This window comes from Bradyrhizobium sp. 138 (assembly GCF_023074075.1).
Classification (GTDB): Bacteria; Pseudomonadota; Alphaproteobacteria; order Rhizobiales; family Xanthobacteraceae; genus Bradyrhizobium.
Map to the genome: position 1 here is coordinate 147003 of NZ_JADPKT010000073.1, position 21757 is coordinate 168759.

Sequence of the window (21757 nt, forward strand, 5' to 3'; positions counted from 1 at the left end):
CAACGTGCTCTACTTGTCTTCACGCAGAGAGCGCCGGGAGCGTCTGCGATGAAGCCTGTCCGGGCCGTCACGTTCGGGAAGTCAGCCGCGCAATACCTCGCCGGCTGGATCGGGCAAGCTGTTACCGCCAAGCAGCGCGTTCGGCCCGGTGACGCCGATTTGCTGGAAGCGGTCAAGCAGTGGCAGCAAGTCTTCGAGCACAATCCGGTCATGTACTTCATGGTCGATCCGGCCGGAACCGTGATCAACGTGAACACGTTCGGCGCCGCGCAACTGGGCTATACGGCCGCGGAGTTGATCGGCCGATCGGTGCTCGATGTCTTCTTCGAGGAGGATCGCGACTTCGTCCGCGCGTGTGTCGCGCTGTGCCTTGAGACCGTCGATCAGTCCCACACCTGGGAGATCCGGAAGGTGCGAAAGGACGGCTCGGTGCTATGGGTACGCGAGAATGCCAAGACCATGCTGCGGGCCGATGGCGGGCCGATCGTGCTGGTCGCCTGCGAGAACATCACCGAGCGCAAGGAAGCAGAGAATGCGCTGCGAGCGAGCGAGGCTTATCTCGCCCAGGCGCAGGAATTGAGCCACACTGGTAGTTTCGGCTGGAAGGCGGCAACCGGCGAGATCACCTGGTCCAAGGAGACTTATCGCATCTTCCAATGCGAGGAGGGAACGAAGCCAGAGATCCGGTTCATGCTCCAGCGGATCCATCCGGAGGACCGCCTCGCGGTGCAGAAGACGACGGGCCGGGCAGCCCGAGAGGGAAAAGATTACGATCACGAGTACCGACTCGTGATGCCCGACGGCTCGATCAAGTACGTCCGAGCGGTGGCCCGGGCGATGCGAGATTCCAGCGGTCACGTCGAGTTCGTCGGATCGGTGACCGACATCACGGCGACGAAAGAGGCAGAGCGCAGGCTGCGTGAGAGCGAGCAGCGCTTTCGGGACTACGCCGAAACCGCGTCTGACTGGTTCTGGGAAACGGGGCCAGACCATCGCGTGACCCTGGTCTCGCAACACTCCGATACCACGACCGCCCCCGCGGGCCTGATCGGACTCACGCGTTGGGACATCGCTCCGGACGCCGATCTCGAGCCTGAGAAGTGGCGAGAGCATCGCGCGGCGCTCGACGCCCACATCCCGTTCCGCGACCTGGTGTATCGCAGCAAAGACCGCAATGGGCAGCAGATCTATGTTCGGACCAGCGGCAAGCCGTTCTTCGGCGCCGACGGCGTCTTTCTGGGCTATCGTGGCGTTTGCACCGACGTAACTGCGGCTATCAGGGCCGATCAGGCCGAAAACGCGCTGCGCAAGGCCCAAGCCGAGCTCGCCCATGTGACGCGCGTCACGACGCTGGGCGAGTTGACGGCTTCAATCGCCCACGAGATCAACCAGCCCCTCGCCGCCGTGATCGCAAATGCCGACGCCTGCATCGCCTGGCTCCAGCGCAATCCGCCAGATCTCAAGGCGGCCCGCCGCTCCGTGGAGTGGATCATCGAGGATGGCAAGCGTGCCAGCGACGTGATCCGTCACGTTCGGGCACTCGCCAAGCGGTCCGACATCGAAATGGTTCCGCTCGACCCCAACATGGTCGTGCGCGAGGCGGTCGCGCTCGTTCAGCGCGAGATGGCCAGCCACGCCGTGTCGGTACGGATGGAGCTGTCGTCGGGAGTGCCCAGGATCTTTGGCGATCGTATCCAATTGCAACAGGTCCTGATCAACCTGGTCATGAACGGGATCGAGGCCATGGAAGGCGTCCGTGATCGCCCTCGCGAGCTGGCGATCCGTTCAGCAGCGAGCGGCGATGGCGCGGTGCTGGTGAGCGTTTCCGACTGCGGCGTCGGCATCTGTGAACAGGCGATGGACCGCCTGTTCATGCCCTTCTTTACCACAAAGGCTTCCGGCATGGGCATGGGGCTGTCGATCTGCCGCTCCATCATCGAGGCCCATGGCGGACGACTGTCCGCCGCACCGAACCAGCATCACGGCGCAACTTTTCAGATCACCCTGCCCCTCCATCAAGAGGAAACATCGTGAGCGAGCGTGCGACGCCTTTGCCGCCGCAGGAGGACGGCGATCAGCCAATCGTCTTCATCGTCGATGACGACGCGTCCATGCGCCGTGCGCTCACCAATCTGTTCGAGTCGGTCGGCCTCAAGGTCGAAGCATTCGGCTCGGCACCGCAACTGCTCCAGACCAAGCCGCCGGAAGTCCCCAGTTGCCTGGTGCTCGACATTCGCTTGCCCGGAGGGAGCGGCCTCGACCTGCAGACCGACCTCGCCAAGGCAAATATCCACACGCCGATCATCTTTATTACCGGTCATGGCGATATTCCCATGACCGTTCGGGCCATGAAGAGTGGCGCGATCGACTTCCTCACAAAGCCGGTCCGCGACCAGGACATCCTGGACGCAGTCCAGGCCGCCATCGAGCGGGACCGCAAGCGCCGCGACCTGAACAGGACGGTCTCGTCCGTCAAATCACGGTTCGACACTCTGTCCTCGCGGGAGCGAGACGTATTGTCGCTGGTGACGTCCGGCCTGATGAACAAGCAAGTGGCCGCCAAGCTCGGATTGGCGGAAATCACCGTCAAAATCTATCGCGGCCAGATCATGCGGAAAATGGGCGCGAAGTCGCTGGCCGATCTGGTGAGAATGAGCGAGGCGCTCGGGATTGGGCCGAGCAAGTCCGACATGCAAACCTAAGTATGAGTTTCCAATGATGACTGGCAGGTCCACCTTGCGTGTTTAGGTTTGGCCGTAGCGACGGCAAGCTCAATCCGGGGCGAGGAGCGGACGTCTTGTCAGTGGCTTCGGTCATTTCCGTGCTCGACGATGACCCTTTCGTGCGGGCCGCGGTCAACAATCTCTTGGAATCGCGCGGATACATCGTCCACACATTCGCCTCCGCCGAGGAGTTTTTGAGGTCGACCGATTCGAACAACAGCTCGTGCGTGATCGCCGACGTCCAGATGCCGATGATGACAGGAATCGATCTGCTGACGCAGATGCGCGCACACGGTTCGGCAACGCCGTTCATCTTCATCACAGCTTTCCCGGAGGAGAGCGTGCGTGTGCGTGCGCTCAAAGCCGGGGCGACCTGTTTCCTCGGTAAGCCGTTTGCCGCCTCGGATTTGATGCAATGCCTGGACCGGGCGCTGGCAGAAGGTGACGAAGCCACGGAGTGATTGCACGGCGGCCAGCAACCGCGACGGTGACGTCGCCTGGCGGCATACCGCCGCAGCACGCGGCGTCCGCCTCAATCCACCTTGATGTTCGCCGCCTTGATCATCGGCCACCATTTTTCGATCTCGGCCTTCTGACGGGTGCCGAGCGCTTCGGGCGTGAGCTGGTCCTTCGGTGTCATCTCCAGCCCCTGGTTTTCGAGCTGCTTCTTCACCGCAGGATCGTTCAGCGCCTCCACCGCCGCGGCGTTGAGTTTTATCACGATCTCTTTCGGCGTACCCTTCGGCACCCACAGGCCTGACCACAGCGTCATGTTGAAGCCCTTCAGGCCCGCCTCCTCCGCGGTCGGGATCTCAGGCGCCGAGGACAGGCGCTTGCTGTCAGTGATGGCGTAGGCGCGGATGGTGCCGGCGCGGACCTGGCCGATCGAGTTGGAGGTCTGGTCGACGATGAGGTCGATCTGACTGGCGATGAGATCATTCAATGCGGGCGCGGTGCCGCGATACGGCACATATTGCAGCTTGATGCCGCTGACGCTTTCGAAATAGACGCCGGCGATGTGGCTGCCCGAGCCGGCGCCGGCGGTGCCCGCCGTCGGCGGCGAGGGGCGCGACTTCAACCATTCGATCAGGTCTTTCAGCGAGGTCGCGGGCACCGCATTCTTGCTGACGATGATCATCGGGTTGCTCGGCAGCAGCACCACGGGCTCGAGGTCGGTGACGAGGTCGTATTTGAGCTTGTAGACCGCGCCGTTGGCAACGTGGGTGCCGAGATGGCCGAAGGAGATGGTGTAACCGTCCGGCGGCGATTGCACGGCGCGGCCAACGCCGATCGAACCGCCCGCGCCGGTGACGTTCTCGACCACGACGGCCTGGCCAAGCGAGGTGCGCATCCGCTCGGCGAGCACGCGCGCCATGGCGTCCGAGGGCCCGCCAGCCGCGAAGGGTACGATGATGGTGATGGGATGGGAGGGATAGTCATCGGCGCGCGCGGCGCCTGAAACAGCGAGAATAGCAAACAGCGCAGCCCAGACGGCCTTCGTCATTGTCTTCTCCCCAGCGGTGTCGCGTATTATTTTTGCTCTTCCCGCGTACGGGAAGAGGGTCATTCGTGGCGCGTAATGCCGCGCTAGAACTGCGAATAGTCGATCGGCTTGTGGCGGTCGAGCGTGCGGGTGACCGGCGGCAGCGGGTATTTCAGGCCGGTGGCGCAGTTGAACAGCATCACGCGGTCACCCTTCGAAACGCGGCCATCGGCGAGGCTGTCCTTGTAGGCGGCATAGGTGGCGGCGCCCTCGGGGCACAGCAAGAGCCCCTCCTCGCGCGCGACTTCGCTGAGCGCCGCCGAGATCTTGTCGTCGTCGACCGCAATCGCAAAGCCCTTGCTCTCACGCACCGCGCGCAGGATCAGGAAATCGCCGATCGCCTGAGGGACGCGGATGCCGGAGGCAATGGTGTGGGCATCCTCCCATCGCGTCGCATGCTCGGTGCCGGCATCATAGGCCCGCACCATCGGCGCGCAGCCGGAGGCCTGCACCGCGACCATGCGCGGGCGCTTACTTCCGATGAAGCCGATCTTCTCGAGCTCGTCGAACGCCTTCCACATGCCGATCAGGCCGGTGCCACCACCGGTCGGATAGAAGATCACGTCGGGCACGTCCCAGCCGAGCTGCTCGGCGAGCTCGAGGCCCATCGTCTTCTTACCTTCGATACGGTAGGGCTCCTTCAAGGTCGAGGTGTCGAACCAGCCGACTTTTGCTTTTCCCTCGCCGACGATCTTGCCGCAATCGTCGATATAGCCGTTGACGCGGTAAACGGTCGCGCCCTGCAGCTCGATCTCGCTCACGTTAACCTCAGGCGTATCGGCCGGGCAGAAGATCGTGGTCTTGATGCCGCAGCTCGTGGCGTAGGCCGCCAGCGCCGCGCCGGCATTGCCGTTGGTCGGCATCGCCATGTGCTTGATGCCGAGCGCCTTGCCCATCGACACCGCCATCACCAGGCCGCGCGCCTTGAACGAGCCGGTCGGCAGCCGTCCCTCGTCCTTGACGATGATCTCGCCGCCGCCAAGCTTCTTGCCGAGCTTCGGCAGCCGGATCAGCGGTGTCGTGACTTCGCCGAGCGAGACGATGTCCTGGCATTTGCGCACCGGCAGCAGCTCGCGGTAGCGCCACATGTCGCCGGGACGCTGGCTAAGTGCATCCTTGGTCAGCGCCTTCTTCACGCCGGCGAGGTCGTAGCGGACGAGCAGCGGCTTGCCGGCCTTGGAGAGGTTATGGACCTGGTCCGCCGCGTAATGGTCGCCCTCCATCGCGCATTCGAGATGGGTGACGAAGGTCGGGCGCTCGATGGTGAGATTGTCGTTGTCGTGCATGGTGCTGCTTTCTTCTTGCTTATTGAAACCGCTCTTTCCACGCGTCATTGCGAGGAGCTCTTGCGACGAAGCAATCCAGACTATTTCCGCAAAGACATTCTGGATTGCTTCGCTTCGCTCGCAATGACGGCGGCGGACGCCGCCGTCCGCCTCCGATCAAATATTCAACACGCGCCCATACGCATCCAGCACCGCTTCCTTCATCATCTCCGACAGGGTCGGATGCGGGAACACCGTGTGCATCAGCTCTTCTTCCGTGGTCTCTAGATTCATGGCGACGACGTAGCCCTGGATCAGCTCGGTCACTTCGGCGCCGACCATATGGGCGCCGAGGAGCTGGCCGGTCTTCTTGTCGAAGATGACCTTGACCAGGCCCTGGTCCTCGCCGAGCGCGATGGCCTTGCCGTTGCCGACGAAGGGGAATCGGCCGACGCGGATCTCGCGGCCGCTCTCCTTGGCTTTGGCTTCCGTGAGGCCGACGGATGCGACCTGCGGCTGACAATAGGTGCAGCCCGGGATCATGTTCTTGTCCATGGGGTGCGGATGCAGCCCCTTGATGGCCTCGACGCAGATCACGCCCTCATGCTCGGCCTTGTGCGCCAGCATGGGCGGGCCGGCGACGTCGCCGATGGCGTAGATGCCGGGGACGTTGGTCTTGCCGTAACCGTCGACGACGATGATGCCGCGGTCGGTCTTCACGCCGGCCTTTTCCAGGCCGAGATTCTCGATGTTGCCGACGACGCCGACCGCCGAGATCACGCGCTCGAACTCTGATGTGACCGGCTTGCCCTTGCCGTCATCGATGGTGGCGAGGACGCTGTCGGCCTTCTTCTCCAGCTTGGTGACCTTGGTCGAGGACATGATCTTGATGCCCTGCTTCTCCAGGCGCTTGCGCGCAAGGCCGGCGATCTCGGCGTCCTCGACGGGGAGGATCTGCGGCAACACCTCGACCACGGTAACGTCACTTCCCATGGTGTGGAAGAACGAGGCGAACTCGATGCCGATCGCGCCGGAGCCGACCACCAGCAGCGACTTCGGCATTCGCTCCGGCACCATCGCCTCGAAATAGGTCCAGATCAGCTTCTTGTCGGGCTCAAGCCCCGGCAGCACGCGCGGCCGCGCGCCGGTCGCGATGATGATGTGCTTGGCCTGATAGCTCCCCTCGCCCAGCGCTCCCTTCGGCGCCTCGACGTCGGACTTCTTCACGGTGACCTTGCCGGGCGCGTCGATCGAGGCGGCGCCCCAGATCACGCTCACCTTGTTCTTCTTCATCAGGAAGCCGACGCCGTCATTCAGCCGCTTGGAGACGCCGCGCGAGCGCTGCACCACGGCCTTCGGATCGAACGAGACCTTCTCCGCCGACAGGCCGTAATCCTTGGCGTGCTGCATGTAGTGATAGATCTCGGCCGAGCGCAGCAGCGCCTTGGTCGGGATACAGCCCCAGTTCAGACAGATGCCGCCGAGATAGGATTTTTCCACGATCGCGACCTTGAAGCCGAGCTGGGCGGCGCGAATGGCGGTGACGTAGCCGCCGGGGCCGGAGCCGATGATGATGACGTCGAAGGATGTATCGGCCATGGCGGCTCCCGTTCAACTCAAGCGATCGTTGCGCCGCGAGCGCGGCGCTTGACCAGAAAAGACCTCACCAGCCATTCGAGCAACACCACCAGGACTATGACGGCCAGCGCGGTGAGCACGAGAGGCTGAGCGATGTTCCGTGCCAATTGCTCACCGGCAAAGAACGCAGAGTGAAGAAAATCGAGCCCAACCGGGTTGAGCACGCCGACGGCGCCGAGCAGCAGCGATATCCATGGCCAGCGGGTATGGACATGCAAAGTTGCCCCCTCTGCCGCCGCCTCAGACCATCATCATCACAGGATTTTCGATCAGCTGCTTGAAGGCGCCGATCAGTTCGGCGCCGAGCGCGCCGTCGATCGCGCGGTGATCGCAGGACAGGGTCACGCTCATCATGTTCGCGATCTCGATCTTGCCGCCGCGCACGACGGGACGCTCCTCGCTGGTGCCGACCGCAAGAATGGTCGCATGCGGCGGGTTGATCACGGCAGTGAAGTGGCTGATGCCGAACATGCCGAGGTTGGAGACCGCGGTGGTGCCGCCCTGGTATTCCTCGGGCTTCAATTTGCGGGAACGCGCGCGCGCGGCAAAATCCTTCATCTCGTTGGAGATGGTCGAGAGCGTCTTGGTCTCGGCCTTGCGGATGATCGGCGTGATCAGGCCGCCCGGCATCGCCACGGCAACGCCGACGTCGGAATGGTGGTGCTTGACCATGCCGCTTTCGGTCCAGCTCACGTTGCAGTTCGGGATCTTCTGCAGCGCGACCGCCATCGCCTTGATGACGAAGTCGTTGACCGAGATCTTGTAGAGCGGCTTCTTCTCCTTGTCCTTGGGAGCTGCGGCATTGATCTCCTCGCGGGCCGCGAGCAGCTTGCCGATGTCGCAGTCGATGGTCAGATAGAAGTGCGGGACGTTCTGGATCGAGGCGGTCAAACGCTGCGCGATAGTGCGGCGCATGCCGTCATGCGGGACGATGTCGTAGGAACCCGGCTCGAACAGCGACAGGATCTGCTTGTCCGACATGGTCGGCGCGATCGCAGGCGCGCCGGATGGCGCCGCCGCGGGTGCCTTGAGGCCCTTGCCGGATTTGGCCTGCTCGACGTCGCGCGCGACCACCCGGCCGTGCGGGCCGGTGCCGTTGACCATGCCAACGTCGATGCCGGCTTCCTTGGCAAGACGCCGTGCCAGCGGAGACGAGAAGACGCGACCACCATGGCCATTGGCCTGCGCAGCCGGAGCTGCGGCCTGCGGCGCGGCTGCCGCGGCAGGCGGTGGTGCAGCCTTCGGCGCTGCAGGCGCGGGAGCCGCTGCAGCAGCCGGCGCTTCAGCGGGCTTCTCGGCCTTGGGCGGAGCAGCCGACGCGCTGGGCTTGGCAGCGCCCGCGGCCTTCACGTCCTCGCCTTCGCCAGCGAGCACCGCGATCACGTCGTTGACCGGGACGTCCTGCGTGCCCTCGGGCACCAGGATCTTGGCGATCGTGCCCTCGTCGATGGCCTCGACCTCCATGGTGGCCTTGTCGGTCTCGATCTCGGCGATGACGTCGCCGGATTTGACCTTGTCGCCTTCCTTCTTCAGCCACTTGGCGAGGTTGCCCTTCTCCATCGTCGGCGAAAGAGCGGGCATCAGGATGTTGATGGGCATGCTGACCTCAAGAAGAACTTTGCAAAACATCGTCTCCGACGGCCGAAGACGAACAGACCAGGTTTAGTTGCCGATGTCGCCCTGCCAAAGGCGCTCATTGGCAGGGATGGAACGCCAATTCTTCATCATGGTGATGGAGCGGTCGTCGGCAAGGTCGATCCAGGGGATGCCGAACTTGTCGAGGATGTCCTTGGATCCCTCGAAGGTGACGGACTCTCCGATCACCACTAGCTTCACCTTGAACAGCCCCAGCGCGCCCGCGCACATCGAGCATGGCGACAGCGTCGTGTACATGACGGTATCGTGGAACGAGATCGCGCCGGCTTCGCGCAGGCAGCTCATCTCGCCATGCAGGATCGGGTTGTTCTCCTGCACGCGGTTGTTGTGTCCGCGGGCGATGATCTTGTTCTCGCGCGTCAGCACGGCGCCGATCGGCAGGCCGCCCTGCGCGATCGAAGCCTCCGCCTCGCGGATCGCCTCCAGCATGAAATCGAAATGGTGCGCTTCGACTGCCAAGGTCAGTGTCCCTTGCCGCGCGGCGTCGTGGTGCCGGTATCCGTAGGGCGCTCGATCTCGGCCTGGAACATCTCCAGGATCCGGTTCAGGGCGTCCTCTTCGGTGTATTCGCTCTCGCGCGCATAAGCGCGCGCGGCGTGGCGGGCGAGATCGACGAGCAAGAGGCCCCACATGTCGGGCTCCTCGAAGGCGCGCTGGAACGCCATCGACAGCCCGCCGTCCAGCACGAACACGCGCAGGATCTCGACCGCGTCGTCGCGGGTCATGACGTCGGGCGGCAGTGGCTGCTCCTTCGGACCCGCCATGATCTACCTGTAGCAGACGGCTTTGGCGGCCTCGACGACTTCAGCCGCCGAGGGCAGCGCGAGCTTCTCCAGATTGGCGGCATAGGGCATCGGCACGTCCTTGCCGGAGACGCGAGCGACCGGCGCGTCCAGATAATCGAAGGCGTTCTCCATGATGCGCGCGGCGATCTCGGCGCCGACGCCGCTCTGGGCCCAGCCCTCTTCCACCGTGACGGCGCGCCCCGTCTTCTTGACCGAGTTGATGATGGTCTCGGTATCCATCGGGCGCAGCGTGCGCAGGTCGATCACCTCGGCCTCGATGCCGTCCTTGGCGAGCTCATCGGCCGCCTTCAGGGCATAGGTCATGCCGTTCGACCAGGAGATGATGGTGACGTGGCTGCCCGAACGCACGATGCGGGCCTTGCCGATCGGGATCACGAAATCGTCGAGCTTGGGCACTTCGCCGGTGTGACCGTAGAGCACCTCGTTCTCGAGGAAGATCACCGGATTGGGGTCGCGGATCGCGGCCTTGAGCAGGCCCTTGTAATCAGCGGCCGAGAACGGCGCGACCACCTTGAGGCCCGGGACGTTCGAATACCAGGCCGAATAGTCCTGGCTGTGCTGGGCGGCGACGCGGGCAGCGGCGCCATTGGGGCCGCGGAATACGATCGAGCAGCCCATCTGGCCGCCGGACATATAAAGCGTCTTGGCCGCGGAGTTGATGATCTGGTCGATCGCCTGCATGGCGAAGTTGAAGGTCATGAACTCGACGATCGGCTTGAGGCCCGTCATCGCGGCGCCGACGCCGACACCGGCAAAGCCGTGCTCGGTGATCGGGGTATCGATGACGCGCCTGGCGCCGAACTCCTGGAGCAACCCTTGCGTGACCTTGTAGGCGCCCTGATATTCGGCGACCTCCTCACCCATCACGAAGACATCGGGATCGCGGCGCATTTCCTCGGCCATGGCATCGCGCAAGGCTTCGCGGATGGTCTGCGTCACCATCTCGGTGCCTTCAGGCACTTCCGGATCGGGCTCGGCGACGGCCTGCGGTGCGCGAGCAGCCTTCGGTGCCGGCGCTTCGGCCTTCGCAGCGGCTGGGGCTGCGGACTCCGCGGCCTTCTCCTGCTTCGCCGGCGCCGGCGCCTTGGCAAGATCGGCGGCGCTCTCGCCGTCGGCGAGGATGGTCGCGATCGGCGTGTTCACCGCAACGTCAGCGGTGCCCTCAGGGATCAGGATCTTGCCGAGCGTGCCCTCGTCGGTCGCCTCGACCTCCATGGTCGCCTTATCGGTCTCGATCTCGGCGATGACGTCGCCGGACTTGATCGTCTCGCCCTCTTTCTTCAGCCATTTGGCGAGGTTGCCCTTTTCCATCGTGGGCGACAACGCGGGCATCAGCACTTGAATTGGCATATCGGCTCCAAAAGAAAGCTTGCGCGCGTTCAGCGGTAAACGTCGGTCCAGAGCTCGGCGGCATCCGGCTCGGGATCATGCTGGGCGAAATCAGCGGACGCGTTGACGATGTCGCGCACCTCGGCGTCGATCGCCTTCAGATCCTGTTCGCTGACCTTGGCTGCGAGCAGGCGGTTACGCACCTGCTCGATCGGGTCCTGGTCGTGGCGGACCTTCTCGACCTCCTCGCGCGTGCGATATTTTGCAGGATCGGACATCGAGTGACCGCGGTAGCGGTAGGTCTGCATCTCCAGGATGTAGGGGCCCTTGCCGGCGCGGCACCAAGCCGCCGCCTCTTCGCCTGCAGCCTTCACGGCGCGGACGTCCATGCCGTCGACCTGCTTGCCGGGAATGTTGAAGGACGCGCCGCGCTTGGAGAAATCCTGCTGCGCCGAGGCGCGCGAGACCGAGGTGCCCATGGCGTAGCGGTTGTTCTCGATGACGAAGATCACCGGCAGCTTCCAGAGTTCCGCCATGTTGAAGCTCTCATAGACCTGACCCTGGTTGGCCGCACCGTCGCCGAAATAGGTGACGCTGACATTGTCGTTGCCGCGATAGTGGTTGGCGAAGGCAAGCCCGGTGCCGAGCGAGACCTGGGCGCCGACGATGCCGTGGCCGCCGTAAAAGTGCTTCTCCTTGCTGAACATGTGCATGGAGCCGCCCTTGCCCTTGGAATAGCCGCCGCGACGGCCCGTGAGCTCGGCCATGACGCCATTGGCGTCCATGCCGGTGGCGAGCATGTGGCCGTGATCGCGATAGCCGGTGATGACCTGATCGCCCAGCTTCAGGGCCATCTGCATGCCGACCACCACGGCCTCCTGGCCGATATAGAGGTGGCAGAAGCCGCCGATCGCGCCCATGCCGTAGAGCTGGCCGGCCTTTTCCTCGAAGCGCCGGATCAGGAGCATGTCGCGGAGCGCCCTGAGCTCCTGCTCCCTGGTGAATTCCGGGGGCGAACCGCCGTCGGGCTTGTCCTGTGCAGTGCTTGCGGCGGCTTTCTTGGGTGCGGCCATAGGAATTCCGGGTCAGAGAAAACTTTCGCCCTCTCTAGCCCAAGTCAAACGCCCTTGGAAAGCACCGCGGCGACATGGCACGACTTTCATTATGCCGCAGTGCAACGTTGTCGAAATATTGCAAAATCTTTGGCGCCGATCGGGCAACAAATCGATGCACCTCATGCGCGCGCGCAGATTCGTGACCGGATCAAGAACTATAGGCCACGCCAATCCCGCGGACGGCGCCGAAATGGCGCCGCCCTCTCCGCACCGCCGATCAGAAGAAGCCGAGCTTCTTCGGGCTGTAGCTGACCAGGAGGTTCTTGGTCTGCTGGTAGTGATCGAGCATCATCTTGTGGGTCTCGCGACCGACGCCCGACTGCTTGTAGCCGCCGAACGCCGCATGCGCGGGATAGGCATGGTAGCAGTTGGTCCAGACCCGGCCGGCCTGGATCTCGCGGCCGAAGCGGTAGCAGCGGTTGGCGTCGCGGCTCCAGACGCCGGCCCCGAGGCCATAGAGCGTGTCGTTGGCGATCTCGAGCGCTTCCTCGTCGGTCTTGAAGGTCGTGACCGAGACCACGGGACCGAAGATCTCCTCCTGGAAGATTCGCATCTTGTTGTGGCCCTCGAACACGGTCGGCTTGACGTAGAAGCCGCCTGAGAGATCGCCGGCGAGCTCGGCACGGCCGCCGCCGGCGAGCACCTTGGCGCCCTCCTGCTTGCCGATGTCGATGTAGGACAGGATTTTCGCCAGTTGCTCGCTAGATGCCTGCGCGCCGATCATGGTGGTGGCATCACGCGGGTCGCCCTGCTTGATCGCCGCGACGCGCTTGAGCGCCCGCTCCATGAAGCGGTCATAGATGTCGGCATGAACCAGCGCGCGGCTCGGACAGGTGCAGACTTCACCCTGGTTCAGCGCGAACATGACGAAGCCTTCGATCGCCTTGTCGAAGAAATCATCGTCCTCGGCGGTGACGTCGTTGAAGAAGATGTTGGGCGACTTGCCGCCCAGCTCCAGCGTGACGGGAATAAGGTTCTGGCTGGCATACTGCATGATCAGCCGGCCCGTCGTGGTCTCGCCGGTGAAGGCGATCTTGGCGATGCGCGGGCTGGAGGCCAGCGGCTTGCCGGCTTCCAGACCAAAGCCGTTGACGATGTTGAGGACGCCGGGCGGCAGGATGTCGGCGATGATCTCGGCCCAGACCATGATCGAGGCCGGGGTCTGCTCGGCGGGCTTGAGCACGACGCAGTTGCCGGCGGCGAGCGCAGGCGCGAGCTTCCAGCAGGCCATCAGCAGCGGGAAGTTCCAGGGAATGATCTGGCCGACCACGCCGAGCGGCTCGTGGAAATGATAGGCGATGGTGTCGTGGTCGATCTCGCCGATTGAGCCTTCCTGGGCGCGGACGACGCCTGCGAAATAACGGAAGTGATCGATGGCGAGCGGGATGTCGGCAGCGCGGGTCTCACGGATCGGCTTGCCGTTGTCCCAGGTCTCGGCGATGGCGAGACGCTCCAGATTGTCTTCCATGCGATCGGCGATCCGGTTCAGGATCGCAGCGCGCTCGGCGACGCTGGTGCGGCCCCAGGCGCCCTTGGCGGCATGCGCCGCATCGAGGGCTGCCTCGATGTCCTGCGCGTCGGACCGCGCGATCTTGCAGACGATCTGGCCGTTCACAGGCGAGGCGTTGTCGAAATATTTGCCTGACATCGGCGCGACGAATTTACCGCCGATGAAATTGTCGTAGCGCTCGGCGAAGGGAACCTTGGTGACGCTGAGGAATTCCACCTTGTTCATTGATCACTCCCGATGTTTGCTGTTTGCGCAATTCGTCGCGTGCTCGCGACTTGCGCGGACGATGATGCGGGAGGTGTTTTCTGTCAGCCCAGGCGAGAGCGATGGTGGAGCGGACCTGTCGCAGTTCTGCGACACTGATGGGGCGAGGCCATCACCATCGTGTCCCGGACGCGCAGCAGCGCAACACGTCGCAAGAGCGACGCGCTGCGCTGCGTCCGGTGCACGAGATCGGAGTTTGAGGAAAGCAGCCTGGCTCAGTGGTTCAGCTCGAACCGCTTCAGCTTCCTGTGCAGCGTGGCACGGCTGACGCCGAGGGCCTTGGCGGCCGCCGAGACGTTGCCGCCGGCGCGGAGCAGCGCCCGCTGCACGACGGCGCGTTGACCGCCGGCAAGATGATCGCGCGCAGTATCGCCGCCGAGCAGATCGGCCGCCGGCACCGGCTGCAAGGCCCGGCCGGGGGCAATTCCGAGCGCCGCCCGGGCAGAGCGGGTCGCGCCGATCACGAGATCGTCCGCATCGACCGCGACGAGGCCTCCGCATTGGCCGTCCGCAGCTTGCACCAGCACGATGCGGGCATGGGCGAAGGCCCGGCGAAACAGATCGGCCTCGATGCGCTTGGCCGCCTCGCCTGCCGCAAGCGCGATCAGACCGGAAAACGCATCGGTCCGGTCGGCGCGGCAGGAGGACACGTCGAGCACGCCTGCGAGCGCCGCCTCATGGTCGTAGATCGGAACGGCGGTGCAGCTCAGAAGCGTGTTGCGAGTGAAGAAATGCTGGTCGCGATCGATCGTCAGCGGACGCTGCTCGACGAGGCAGGTGCCGATGCCGTTGGTGCCTTCGTGCTCCTCGCTCCAGAGCGCACCGGTCCACAGGCCCCAGGATTGAAACGTCGCATCGTCCGCCGCCGTGCCGCGGCGATCGACTGGCACGCCTTCACCGTCGGCAAGCAGGACGCAGCAGCCCGCGGCGCCCACGGCCTGATAGAGGCGGTCCATCGCGCCTTGCGCGGCGGCCAGAAGCGGCGCGATGCGCTCGCGCGCCTGGTGCAGCTCGGCCTCGGTCAGCCGCATCGGCGAGCTGTGGCCACCGGGATCGAGATGATGCAGTCTGGACGAACGGCGCCACGAGGCCACGAGCGCGGATCGTGCCGCCTGGCCTGACGCGATAGCGGCCTCGACACGGGCCGCGTGATGCCGGGGCATTGACCCATTCATCACTGTTTCCTCCGGATGACAGACTAGAACGTGCCGGCGCCACCCGTTTGATCTGCGTCAACTCTAGCGAGCGCCACAGAAGCCATGAACCGGCTGCGGCGCTGCCGTCAAGGCGCGCGCCCGGTCCCGGACTTACGACCTTCGCAGGAGGGAAAAAGCACGGTGGTCGGATTTCGGCAGCGGCTTTCGGGGCCGGTTTCGAAGCTTGCAGAAAACGCTACTTCGCCGGGATCATCCGAACGAGATCGCGCGGATTGACGTAGTCAAGCTGGAACCGCGCCCGCTCGTCCAGCATGTCGGGGTCGATCCTCTCCGACCGCAGCAGCGACACCCGCTGCTCGCTCCTGGTGCGCTCGCGCTTGAGCTGGGCCAGTTCGCTGGTCAGGGCGATGATTTCCTGGTCGAGTTCCTGGCGGGCGTTGAGGCCATATTTGCCAGTATAGGCGTTGACGCCGAAATAGCCGACGATGGCCGCCGCCATCGCGTAGAGGGCAAGGCCGGTCAGGATCGATTTCAGGCGCGCGCGGGAGACCATCCTGGGAAGATGGGACAGGTTGGTTAAGGGAGTGCTAACCAACCGCACAACCCGTCGTCATGCCCGGGTTTGTCCCGCCTGCGCGGCCGAAGCCGCTTCGGCGCGGCGAAGGCCCGGGCATCCACGTTCTTCGGTGCCGTGGGTACAGACGTGGATGGCCGGGACATAGGCGAGCAGAAGCGACGCCGTCCTGCGGACGGCTATGCCCGGCCATGACGGAGAGAGTGAGTGCTCAGCCCTGGTGCTTGGCTACGTGCGCGGCGAAGGCGTCGATGTATTGCTGCAGCACCGTCTTCAGGGAGTCCTTGGTCAGGTTGCCGTCCGCGTCAAACGCATCGCCGACGGCGTTGAGATAGATTTCAGGCTGCTGGAGCAGCGAACCGGAAATGCCCGGCAGGATGTTCTGCAGATGCTTGGCTGCGCTGACGCCGCCGAGCGGGCCCGGCGAGTTCGAGATGATGCCGACCGGCTTGCCGAGCAGTGAGCTCTTGCCATAGGGGCGCGAGGCCACATCGATGGCGTTCTTGAGAACGCCCGGGATCGAGCGGTTGTATTCGGGGGTGACGAACAGGACGCCGTTCGATTTCTGAAGCTTGTCGCGGAAGGCCAGCCAGTCCGCGGGCGGCGCGCCTTCGAGGTCCTGGTTGAAGAACGAGAGCCCCGCAGGCGTGATCACCTCGAGCTTGAGCGAGCTTGGCGCAAGCTTGGCGAGCGCATTGGCGATCTTGAGCGAGAAGCCGTCCTTGCGCAGGCTGCCGGCGATCGTGACGATGTTGTAGGCCATGGGTTGTCCTTGAAACCTTGAGGGAAGTGCCGGCGGCACTTAAGCGGTCCCGGCCAATGGATGCAAGTGCATGAATTGGGCTGATTTGGAAACCCTGTGTTTCGCGAAAGCAGACGGTTGCCCCAAAACAATCGGGCCGCCAACGGGCGGCCCGATCTTTCGCACCAATCCGTCGTCCAGATCAGATCGTCGGATTCCACGCCGACGGGATCAGGCGATATTTCGCACCGTCCTTCACGACATGACCGACCGACGGGAACGTGAAGTGGAAGCCGACCACCGTCGCCTTCTCCGCCGCCGCCATGTCGTAGAACTTGTGGCGCGTCGCCTGCGCTATCGCGGCGTCCATGTCGAAAATCACGTGCCAGTCGGGATTGCGCAGGAAGAATTCCGGGATGTTGGTGACGTCGGACTGGATCAGCACCTTGGCATCGCCTGAGGCGACCGCGAACGAGGTGTGGCCGGGCGTGTGGCCCGGGGTTGCGATCGAGGTGATGCCCGGCGCGACCTCCTTGCCCCATTCGTACTTGGTGACCTTGGACTCGAGGCCAGCAAAGATCTTCTTCACGTTGGCGAAATTGTTCTTCAGCCCCTGATTGGACTCGGCCTTGGCTGCGTTCTCCTCACTGGTCCAGAACTCCCACTCCTTGCCGGGCACCATGATCTCCGCATTCGGAAAGGCCAACGCGCCGTCGGCCAGGCGAACGCCGTTGATGTGGTCGCCATGCATATGCGACAGCAGCACAACGTCGACGTTCTTGGGGTCGACGCCGGCAGCCTGGAGGTTCTGCAATGTGCGGCCGACAGCGCCTTTGCTCGCCTCGAGATTGGCGATGCCGTTGCCGGTGTCGATCAGCACCAGCTTCGAGCCGGTATTGATGAGCTGCGGGTTGAACGGAATCGTGACCATGCCCTTCGGCATGTAGGCCGCCTCACCCGCCGCCAGCGCCTCGTCCTTCGGGATGTTGGCGACGAACTTGTCCGGCATCGGGAAGGTGCGCGCACCATCGTTGATCGAGGTGCACTCGAAAGCGCCGACCTTGTAGCGATAGAAGCCCGGCGCCTGCGTCCCCGTCTGCGGCACTGCAGCCTTGGCGGTGGTCGGTCCAAGCCCGGTTGCGGCCGCCGCACCGAGAGCGGCTGCGCCTGCGAGCAGATGACGACGATTGAGATCGGTCATGGAGAGGTCCCCTTCTGAGCCCTTGCGGTTTTCCGCATTCAATGGCGGCGGAATAATCTCCCGCCGCGCTCAGAAGGCAAGACCTTCCTGCGGTGACCTGCCGTCGCAGATCACGATTATTTATTTGGGTTGATGAGGAATTTTTCGCCGGTAGCGCGTTTGGCGTACACCGCGATGTTGGCGGGATCGAGCACCTCGGTCAGCGACACCACCTTGGTGTAGTGGCTGGCGAAGGTGGTCTTGAGCTCCGACGCGACGCGCTGGCGCAGGCGACCGATCTCGGCCGGACCGATGTTCTGGAGGAACGGCGTCAGCAGCCAGCCGCCGACGCCCCAGGTCAGGCCGAACGACCGGCTCAATTCGGTCGGACGGTTGTCCAGGCTGCCGTAGATATAGACCTGCTTGTACACGTTGGAGCCGTAACGGCTGTATTCCTTGGCGGTCTTGTTGGCCGCAACTTCCATGGCGGTCAGGATCTGGCTCGCCAGCTTGCCGCCGCCGATGGCATCGAAGGCGATGGTGGCGCCGGTCTCGACCAGCGCATTGGTGAGATCGTCGGTGAAATCAGGTGCGCTGGAATCCACGACGTGCTTGGCGCCTATCTTGTGCAGGATATCGGCCTGCTCCTTGCTCCTGACGATGTTGACGAGGCCGATACCGTCCTTGATGCAGATCTTGTTGAGCATCTGGCCGAGATTGGACGCAGCCGCAGTGTGCACGAGCGCCTTGTGGTTCTCCCGCCGCATCGTCTCGGTCATGCCGAGCGCGGTCAGCGGATTCACGAACCAGGACGCACCGTCCGCAGCCGTGGTGCCCGCCGGCAGCTCCATGACGTCGCGGACCTTCAGCACGCGGTACTGCGTGTACATCGCGCCGCCGATCATCGACACCGTCTTGCCCATCAGGGCTTTCGCAGCGTCCGACGATCCGGCCCCGACCACCGTGCCGGCGCCCTCGTTGCCGACTGGCAGCGACTGATCGAGCCGGGCTCCCATCATCCGCATCGCAGCCTCAGGCATGGTCGCGGTGATGACCGGCCTCTCCTTGGTGCCGGAGGCCTTGGCGGCCGACATGTCGGCCGGCCCGATCAGGAGGCCGAGGTCGGACGGGTTGATCGGGGTCGCCTCGACGCGCACCACGACCTCGTCGTCGGCCGGCTCCGGCGTCGGGACATCCACGAGGGACAATTCCAGCTCGCCGCTCTTCTTCAGTAGCGAACGCAGTTGCAGTCCGGTCTTGCCGTCGCTCATGTCGATCCTCCCCTGTCTTTTTCGCTATCCGAAGCGCTGGTTTATGCCAGCGCCTTCAGTGCCGCCTTGCCGCCGTACAGCGCCTGCTTGCCGAGCTGCTGCTCGATGCGCAGGAGCTGGTTGTATTTGGCGGTGCGGTCGGACCGCGCAAGGGAGCCGGTCTTGATCTGACCGCAATTGGTGGCAACCGCGAGGTCGGCGATGGTGGAATCCTCGGTCTCGCCCGAGCGGTGCGACATCACCGAGGTGTAGCCGGCCTTGTGCGCCATCTCGACGGCGGCGAGCGTCTCGGTCAGCGTGCCGATCTGGTTGACCTTGATCAGGATCGAGTTGGCGCGGCCGGCCTTGATGCCGTCGGCGAGGCGCTTGACGTTGGTGACGAAGAGGTCGTCGCCGACAAGCTGGCACTTCTTGCCGACGAGGTCGGTGAGCTCCTTCCAGCCGTCCATGTCGTCTTCCGACATGCCGTCCTCGATGGTGACGATCGGATAGCGCGAGACGAGGTCGGCAAGGTATTTGGCCTGCTCGGAGATCGAGCGAGACTTGCCCTCGCCTTCATAGACGTATTTGCCGTCCTTGAAGAATTCGGTCGAGGCGCAGTCGAGGCCGAGCACAATGTCGCTTCCCGCCTTGAAGCCGGCCTTGCCGATCGCGTTCATGACGAAGTCGAGCGCGGCGTCGGCCGACGGCAGGTTCGGGGCGAAGCCGCCCTCGTCGCCGACATTGGTGTTGTGGCCGGCCTTCTTCAGCTCGGACTTCAGCGTGTGGAAGACTTCCGCACCAAAGCGCAGCCCCTCGGCAAAGGACGAGGCGCCGACGGGGAGGATCATGAATTCCTGGAAGTCGATCGGGTTGTCGGCATGCACGCCGCCATTGATGATGTTCATCATCGGCACCGGCAGGAGCCGCGCCGAGGTGCCGCCGACGTAACGGTAGAGCGGCATGTCGAGCGAGTTCGCGGCTGCCTTGGCGCAGGCGAGCGAGACGCCGAGGATGGCGTTGGCCCCTAACCGGCTCTTGTTCGCCGTGCCGTCGAGGTCGATCATGATCTGGTCGATCTGAGCCTGCTGCTCGACATCGAGGCCGCTGAGGGCTTCGAAGATCTCGCCGTTGACGGCGCCGACGGCCTTGGTGACGCCCTTGCCGAGATAACGGGCCTTGTCGCCGTCGCGCAGTTCCACCGCCTCGTGGGCGCCCGTAGACGCGCCGGAGGGCACGGCAGCGCGACCGAGCGCGCCATCCTCCAGCACGACATCGACCTCGACGGTGGGATTGCCCCGGCTATCGAGGATTTCGCGGCCGATGATGTCAATGATCGCGGTCATGATGTGCACTTCCGTTCGTTAGGTTTGATCGGTTCGCCGCGGGTCTTACACGGGCCGCAAGCAAATGTGAACGCTTGGACGGCGTGCTTCGACTGACGCGTGAAGCGGCCGGAGCTAAGCTTGAAATCGACTGATCTGCGCGTCCAACCTCAATCTGAACCAGCCGGGGTAACGCCATGAATCGCCGCCAGTTTCTCGCCTCGAGTACCGCCCTGTTCGTGGCCCGCCCAAGTTTTGCCCAGGAGGGCCCGTTCCGGACGAAATACTTCCGGATCAGTGCCGGCATCGGCCTGCACGATCTCGCGCCCGCCCCTGACGGTTCGGTCTGGTTCACGGCGCAGGGCAAGGGCCTGCTCGGCAGACTCGATCCCCGGGATGGCCGTTTCAAGACCGTCAACCTCGGTCAGGGCGCCGCTCCGCATGGCGTGACCATCGGCCCCGACGGCGCGCCCTGGATCACCGAGGGCGGCCAGAATGCGATCGCGCGGGTCGATCCCGGCGATCTCAAGGTGACCCTGTTCCGCCTGCCGGAAAAGTTCGCCTCCGCCAATCTCAACACCGGTGTGTTCGACAAGGACGGCACTTATTGGTTCACCGGCCAGTCCGGCTATTACGGCCGCCTCGCGCCGAACTCCGGCGACATGAACGTGTTCAGGGCGCCGAAGGGCGTCGGTCCCTACGGCATCACTGTCACCCCCAAGGGCGATGTCTGGTACGCCTCGCTCGCCGGCAGCTACATCGCGAAGATTGATCGCGCGACGGGGGATGCCGCAATGGTCGATCCGCCGACGCCCGGCGCGGGCTCGCGGCGGGTCTGGTCGGATTCGAAGAGCCGGATCTGGGTCAGCGAATGGAATAGCGGCCACGTCTCGGTGCACGATCCCGCCGATGGCTCGTGGAAGACCTGGAAGCTGCCGGGCGAACGCCCGCGCGCCTATGCGGTCTTCGTCGACGACAAGGACAAGGTCTGGCTGACCGACTTCTCCGCCAATGCCATCGTGCGCTTCGACCCCGCCACCGAGCGCTTCAACGTGTTCGCCAGCGATAAAGCCAATGCCGCCGTGCGCCAGCTCGACGGCAGGCCCGGCGAGCTCTGGGGCTGCGAGTCCGGTAACGACCGGATCGTCATGATCCAGACCATCGCCGCCGGTTGACGACAGCGGCATTTGCGTCCATCCCGGCATTGAAACAGGATGTGACGACGATGCCGAAAAAATCCCTCCAGCTCGGCCGTGCGGTCGAGTGGCCGCATACACCGGAAGACGCTCAGCTCGACCGGGTGCCCAATCCGCAAAAGGGCACCGACTATCTGGTGCGCTTTACCGTGCCGGAATTCACCTCGCTCTGCCCGGTCACAGGCCAGCCGGATTTCGCGCATCTGATGATCGACTATGCTCCGGGGGCGTGGCTGCTGGAGTCGAAATCGCTCAAGCTCTACATCGCGAGCTTCCGCAATCACGGCGCCTTCCACGAGGACTGCACCGTGATGATTGGCAAGCGCATCGCCAGCGAGATCAAGCCGAAATGGCTGCGCATCGGCGGCTATTGGTATCCGCGCGGCGGCATTCCGATCGACGTGTTCTGGCAGACCGGCCGCGTGCCGAAGGGCCTATGGGTGCCCGAGCAAGGCGTCGCGTCCTATCGCGGGCGCGGCTGAGT

21 protein-coding genes are annotated in these 21757 nt (G+C 64.2%); 5 read left to right on the top strand and 16 right to left on the bottom strand.

The features are described 5' to 3' along the window. Window positions 1–48 precede the first annotated feature (48 nt). The 3 genes from IVA79_RS25735 (at window position 49) to IVA79_RS25745 (ending at window position 3184) form a co-directional block, all read left to right on the top strand. On the top strand, window positions 49–2034 hold the full coding sequence (locus IVA79_RS25735; protein ID WP_256465658.1) for a PAS domain S-box protein: 1986 nt from the start codon (window positions 49–51) through the stop codon (window positions 2032–2034). Further along, window positions 2031–2702: a response regulator transcription factor gene (locus IVA79_RS25740; protein WP_247558180.1), complete on the top strand. Its 672-nt coding sequence runs from the start codon at window positions 2031–2033 to the stop codon at window positions 2700–2702. Before IVA79_RS25735 ends, IVA79_RS25740 begins: the two co-directional genes overlap by 4 nt. Window positions 2703–2797: 95 nt before the next feature. Beyond that, entirely contained in the window at window positions 2798–3184 is a 387-nt protein-coding gene (locus IVA79_RS25745; protein ID WP_247558184.1) for a response regulator, read from the top strand. Window positions 3185–3255: 71 nt separating this feature from the next. On the opposite strand, the gene IVA79_RS25750 is transcribed toward IVA79_RS25745, so the two are convergent. The 16 genes from IVA79_RS25750 to eno form a co-directional block, all read right to left on the bottom strand. Further along, window positions 3256–4227 (bottom strand): tripartite tricarboxylate transporter substrate binding protein BugD, encoded by a 972-nt coding sequence (locus tag IVA79_RS25750; RefSeq protein WP_247558186.1) that lies wholly within the window; start codon window positions 4225–4227, stop codon window positions 3256–3258. An 83-nt stretch (window positions 4228–4310) separates the two neighbouring features. After that, window positions 4311–5552 (bottom strand): threonine synthase, encoded by a 1242-nt coding sequence (locus tag IVA79_RS25755; RefSeq protein ID WP_247558188.1) that lies wholly within the window; start codon window positions 5550–5552, stop codon window positions 4311–4313. Window positions 5553–5708: 156 nt separating this feature from the next. Continuing rightward, window positions 5709–7130, bottom strand: a complete 1422-nt coding sequence (lpdA, locus tag IVA79_RS25760; protein ID WP_247558190.1) for a dihydrolipoyl dehydrogenase — start codon at window positions 7128–7130, stop codon at window positions 5709–5711. Window positions 7131–7147: 17 nt separating this feature from the next. Continuing rightward, window positions 7148–7387 carry a hypothetical protein gene (locus tag IVA79_RS25765; protein WP_247558192.1) on the bottom strand — a complete coding sequence of 80 codons (240 nt, stop codon included), beginning with the start codon at window positions 7385–7387 and terminating at the stop codon, window positions 7148–7150. A gap of 22 nt (window positions 7388–7409) precedes the next feature. Continuing rightward, window positions 7410–8768, bottom strand: a complete 1359-nt coding sequence (locus IVA79_RS25770; RefSeq protein WP_247558194.1) for a pyruvate dehydrogenase complex dihydrolipoamide acetyltransferase — start codon at window positions 8766–8768, stop codon at window positions 7410–7412. 63 nt (window positions 8769–8831) lie between these two features. Further along, window positions 8832–9284: a nucleoside deaminase gene (locus IVA79_RS25775; RefSeq protein WP_247558196.1), complete on the bottom strand. Its 453-nt coding sequence runs from the start codon at window positions 9282–9284 to the stop codon at window positions 8832–8834. A gap of 2 nt (window positions 9285–9286) precedes the next feature. Beyond that, window positions 9287–9589 carry a DUF5076 domain-containing protein gene (locus IVA79_RS25780; RefSeq protein ID WP_018320291.1) on the bottom strand — a complete coding sequence of 101 codons (303 nt, stop codon included), beginning with the start codon at window positions 9587–9589 and terminating at the stop codon, window positions 9287–9289. A gap of 3 nt (window positions 9590–9592) precedes the next feature. Beyond that, on the bottom strand, window positions 9593–10981 hold the full coding sequence (locus IVA79_RS25785) for a pyruvate dehydrogenase complex E1 component subunit beta (RefSeq protein ID WP_247558199.1): 1389 nt from the start codon (window positions 10979–10981) through the stop codon (window positions 9593–9595). A gap of 29 nt (window positions 10982–11010) precedes the next feature. Continuing rightward, a complete protein-coding gene (gene pdhA / locus IVA79_RS25790) occupies window positions 11011–12033 on the bottom strand; it encodes a pyruvate dehydrogenase (acetyl-transferring) E1 component subunit alpha (RefSeq protein ID WP_247558201.1) in 1023 nt (340 codons plus the stop codon). A 259-nt stretch (window positions 12034–12292) separates the two neighbouring features. Beyond that, on the bottom strand, window positions 12293–13810 hold the full coding sequence (adh, locus tag IVA79_RS25795) for an aldehyde dehydrogenase (protein ID WP_247558203.1): 1518 nt from the start codon (window positions 13808–13810) through the stop codon (window positions 12293–12295). 254 nt (window positions 13811–14064) lie between these two features. Continuing rightward, the gene (locus IVA79_RS25800) at window positions 14065–15024 is read right to left on the bottom strand and encodes a GAF domain-containing protein (RefSeq protein WP_247558205.1); all 960 of its coding nucleotides are present in this window, start codon (window positions 15022–15024) and stop codon (window positions 14065–14067) included. Window positions 15025–15241: 217 nt separating this feature from the next. Then, window positions 15242–15559, bottom strand: a complete 318-nt coding sequence (locus tag IVA79_RS25805; protein WP_247558303.1) for a septum formation initiator family protein — start codon at window positions 15557–15559, stop codon at window positions 15242–15244. 232 nt (window positions 15560–15791) lie between these two features. After that, a complete protein-coding gene (locus tag IVA79_RS25810; RefSeq protein WP_247558206.1) occupies window positions 15792–16343 on the bottom strand; it encodes an NAD(P)H-dependent oxidoreductase in 552 nt (183 codons plus the stop codon). Window positions 16344–16524: 181 nt separating this feature from the next. Further along, the gene (locus tag IVA79_RS25815) at window positions 16525–17523 is read right to left on the bottom strand and encodes an MBL fold metallo-hydrolase (RefSeq protein WP_247558208.1); all 999 of its coding nucleotides are present in this window, start codon (window positions 17521–17523) and stop codon (window positions 16525–16527) included. A 116-nt stretch (window positions 17524–17639) separates the two neighbouring features. Then, window positions 17640–18773 carry a zinc-binding dehydrogenase gene (locus IVA79_RS25820; protein ID WP_247558210.1) on the bottom strand — a complete coding sequence of 378 codons (1134 nt, stop codon included), beginning with the start codon at window positions 18771–18773 and terminating at the stop codon, window positions 17640–17642. Window positions 18774–18814: 41 nt separating this feature from the next. After that, complete coding sequence (gene eno / locus IVA79_RS25825) at window positions 18815–20098, bottom strand: phosphopyruvate hydratase (RefSeq protein WP_247558212.1); 1284 nt, start codon at window positions 20096–20098, stop codon at window positions 18815–18817. Window positions 20099–20274: 176 nt separating this feature from the next. On the opposite strand from eno, the gene IVA79_RS25830 reads away from it, so the two are divergent. Both IVA79_RS25830 and queF read left to right on the top strand, forming a co-directional pair. Next, entirely contained in the window at window positions 20275–21252 is a 978-nt protein-coding gene (locus tag IVA79_RS25830) for a lyase (RefSeq protein ID WP_247558214.1), read from the top strand. Window positions 21253–21302: 50 nt separating this feature from the next. Beyond that, complete coding sequence (gene queF / locus IVA79_RS25835; protein ID WP_247558216.1) at window positions 21303–21755, top strand: preQ(1) synthase; 453 nt, start codon at window positions 21303–21305, stop codon at window positions 21753–21755. Window positions 21756–21757: the final 2 nt, after the last annotated feature.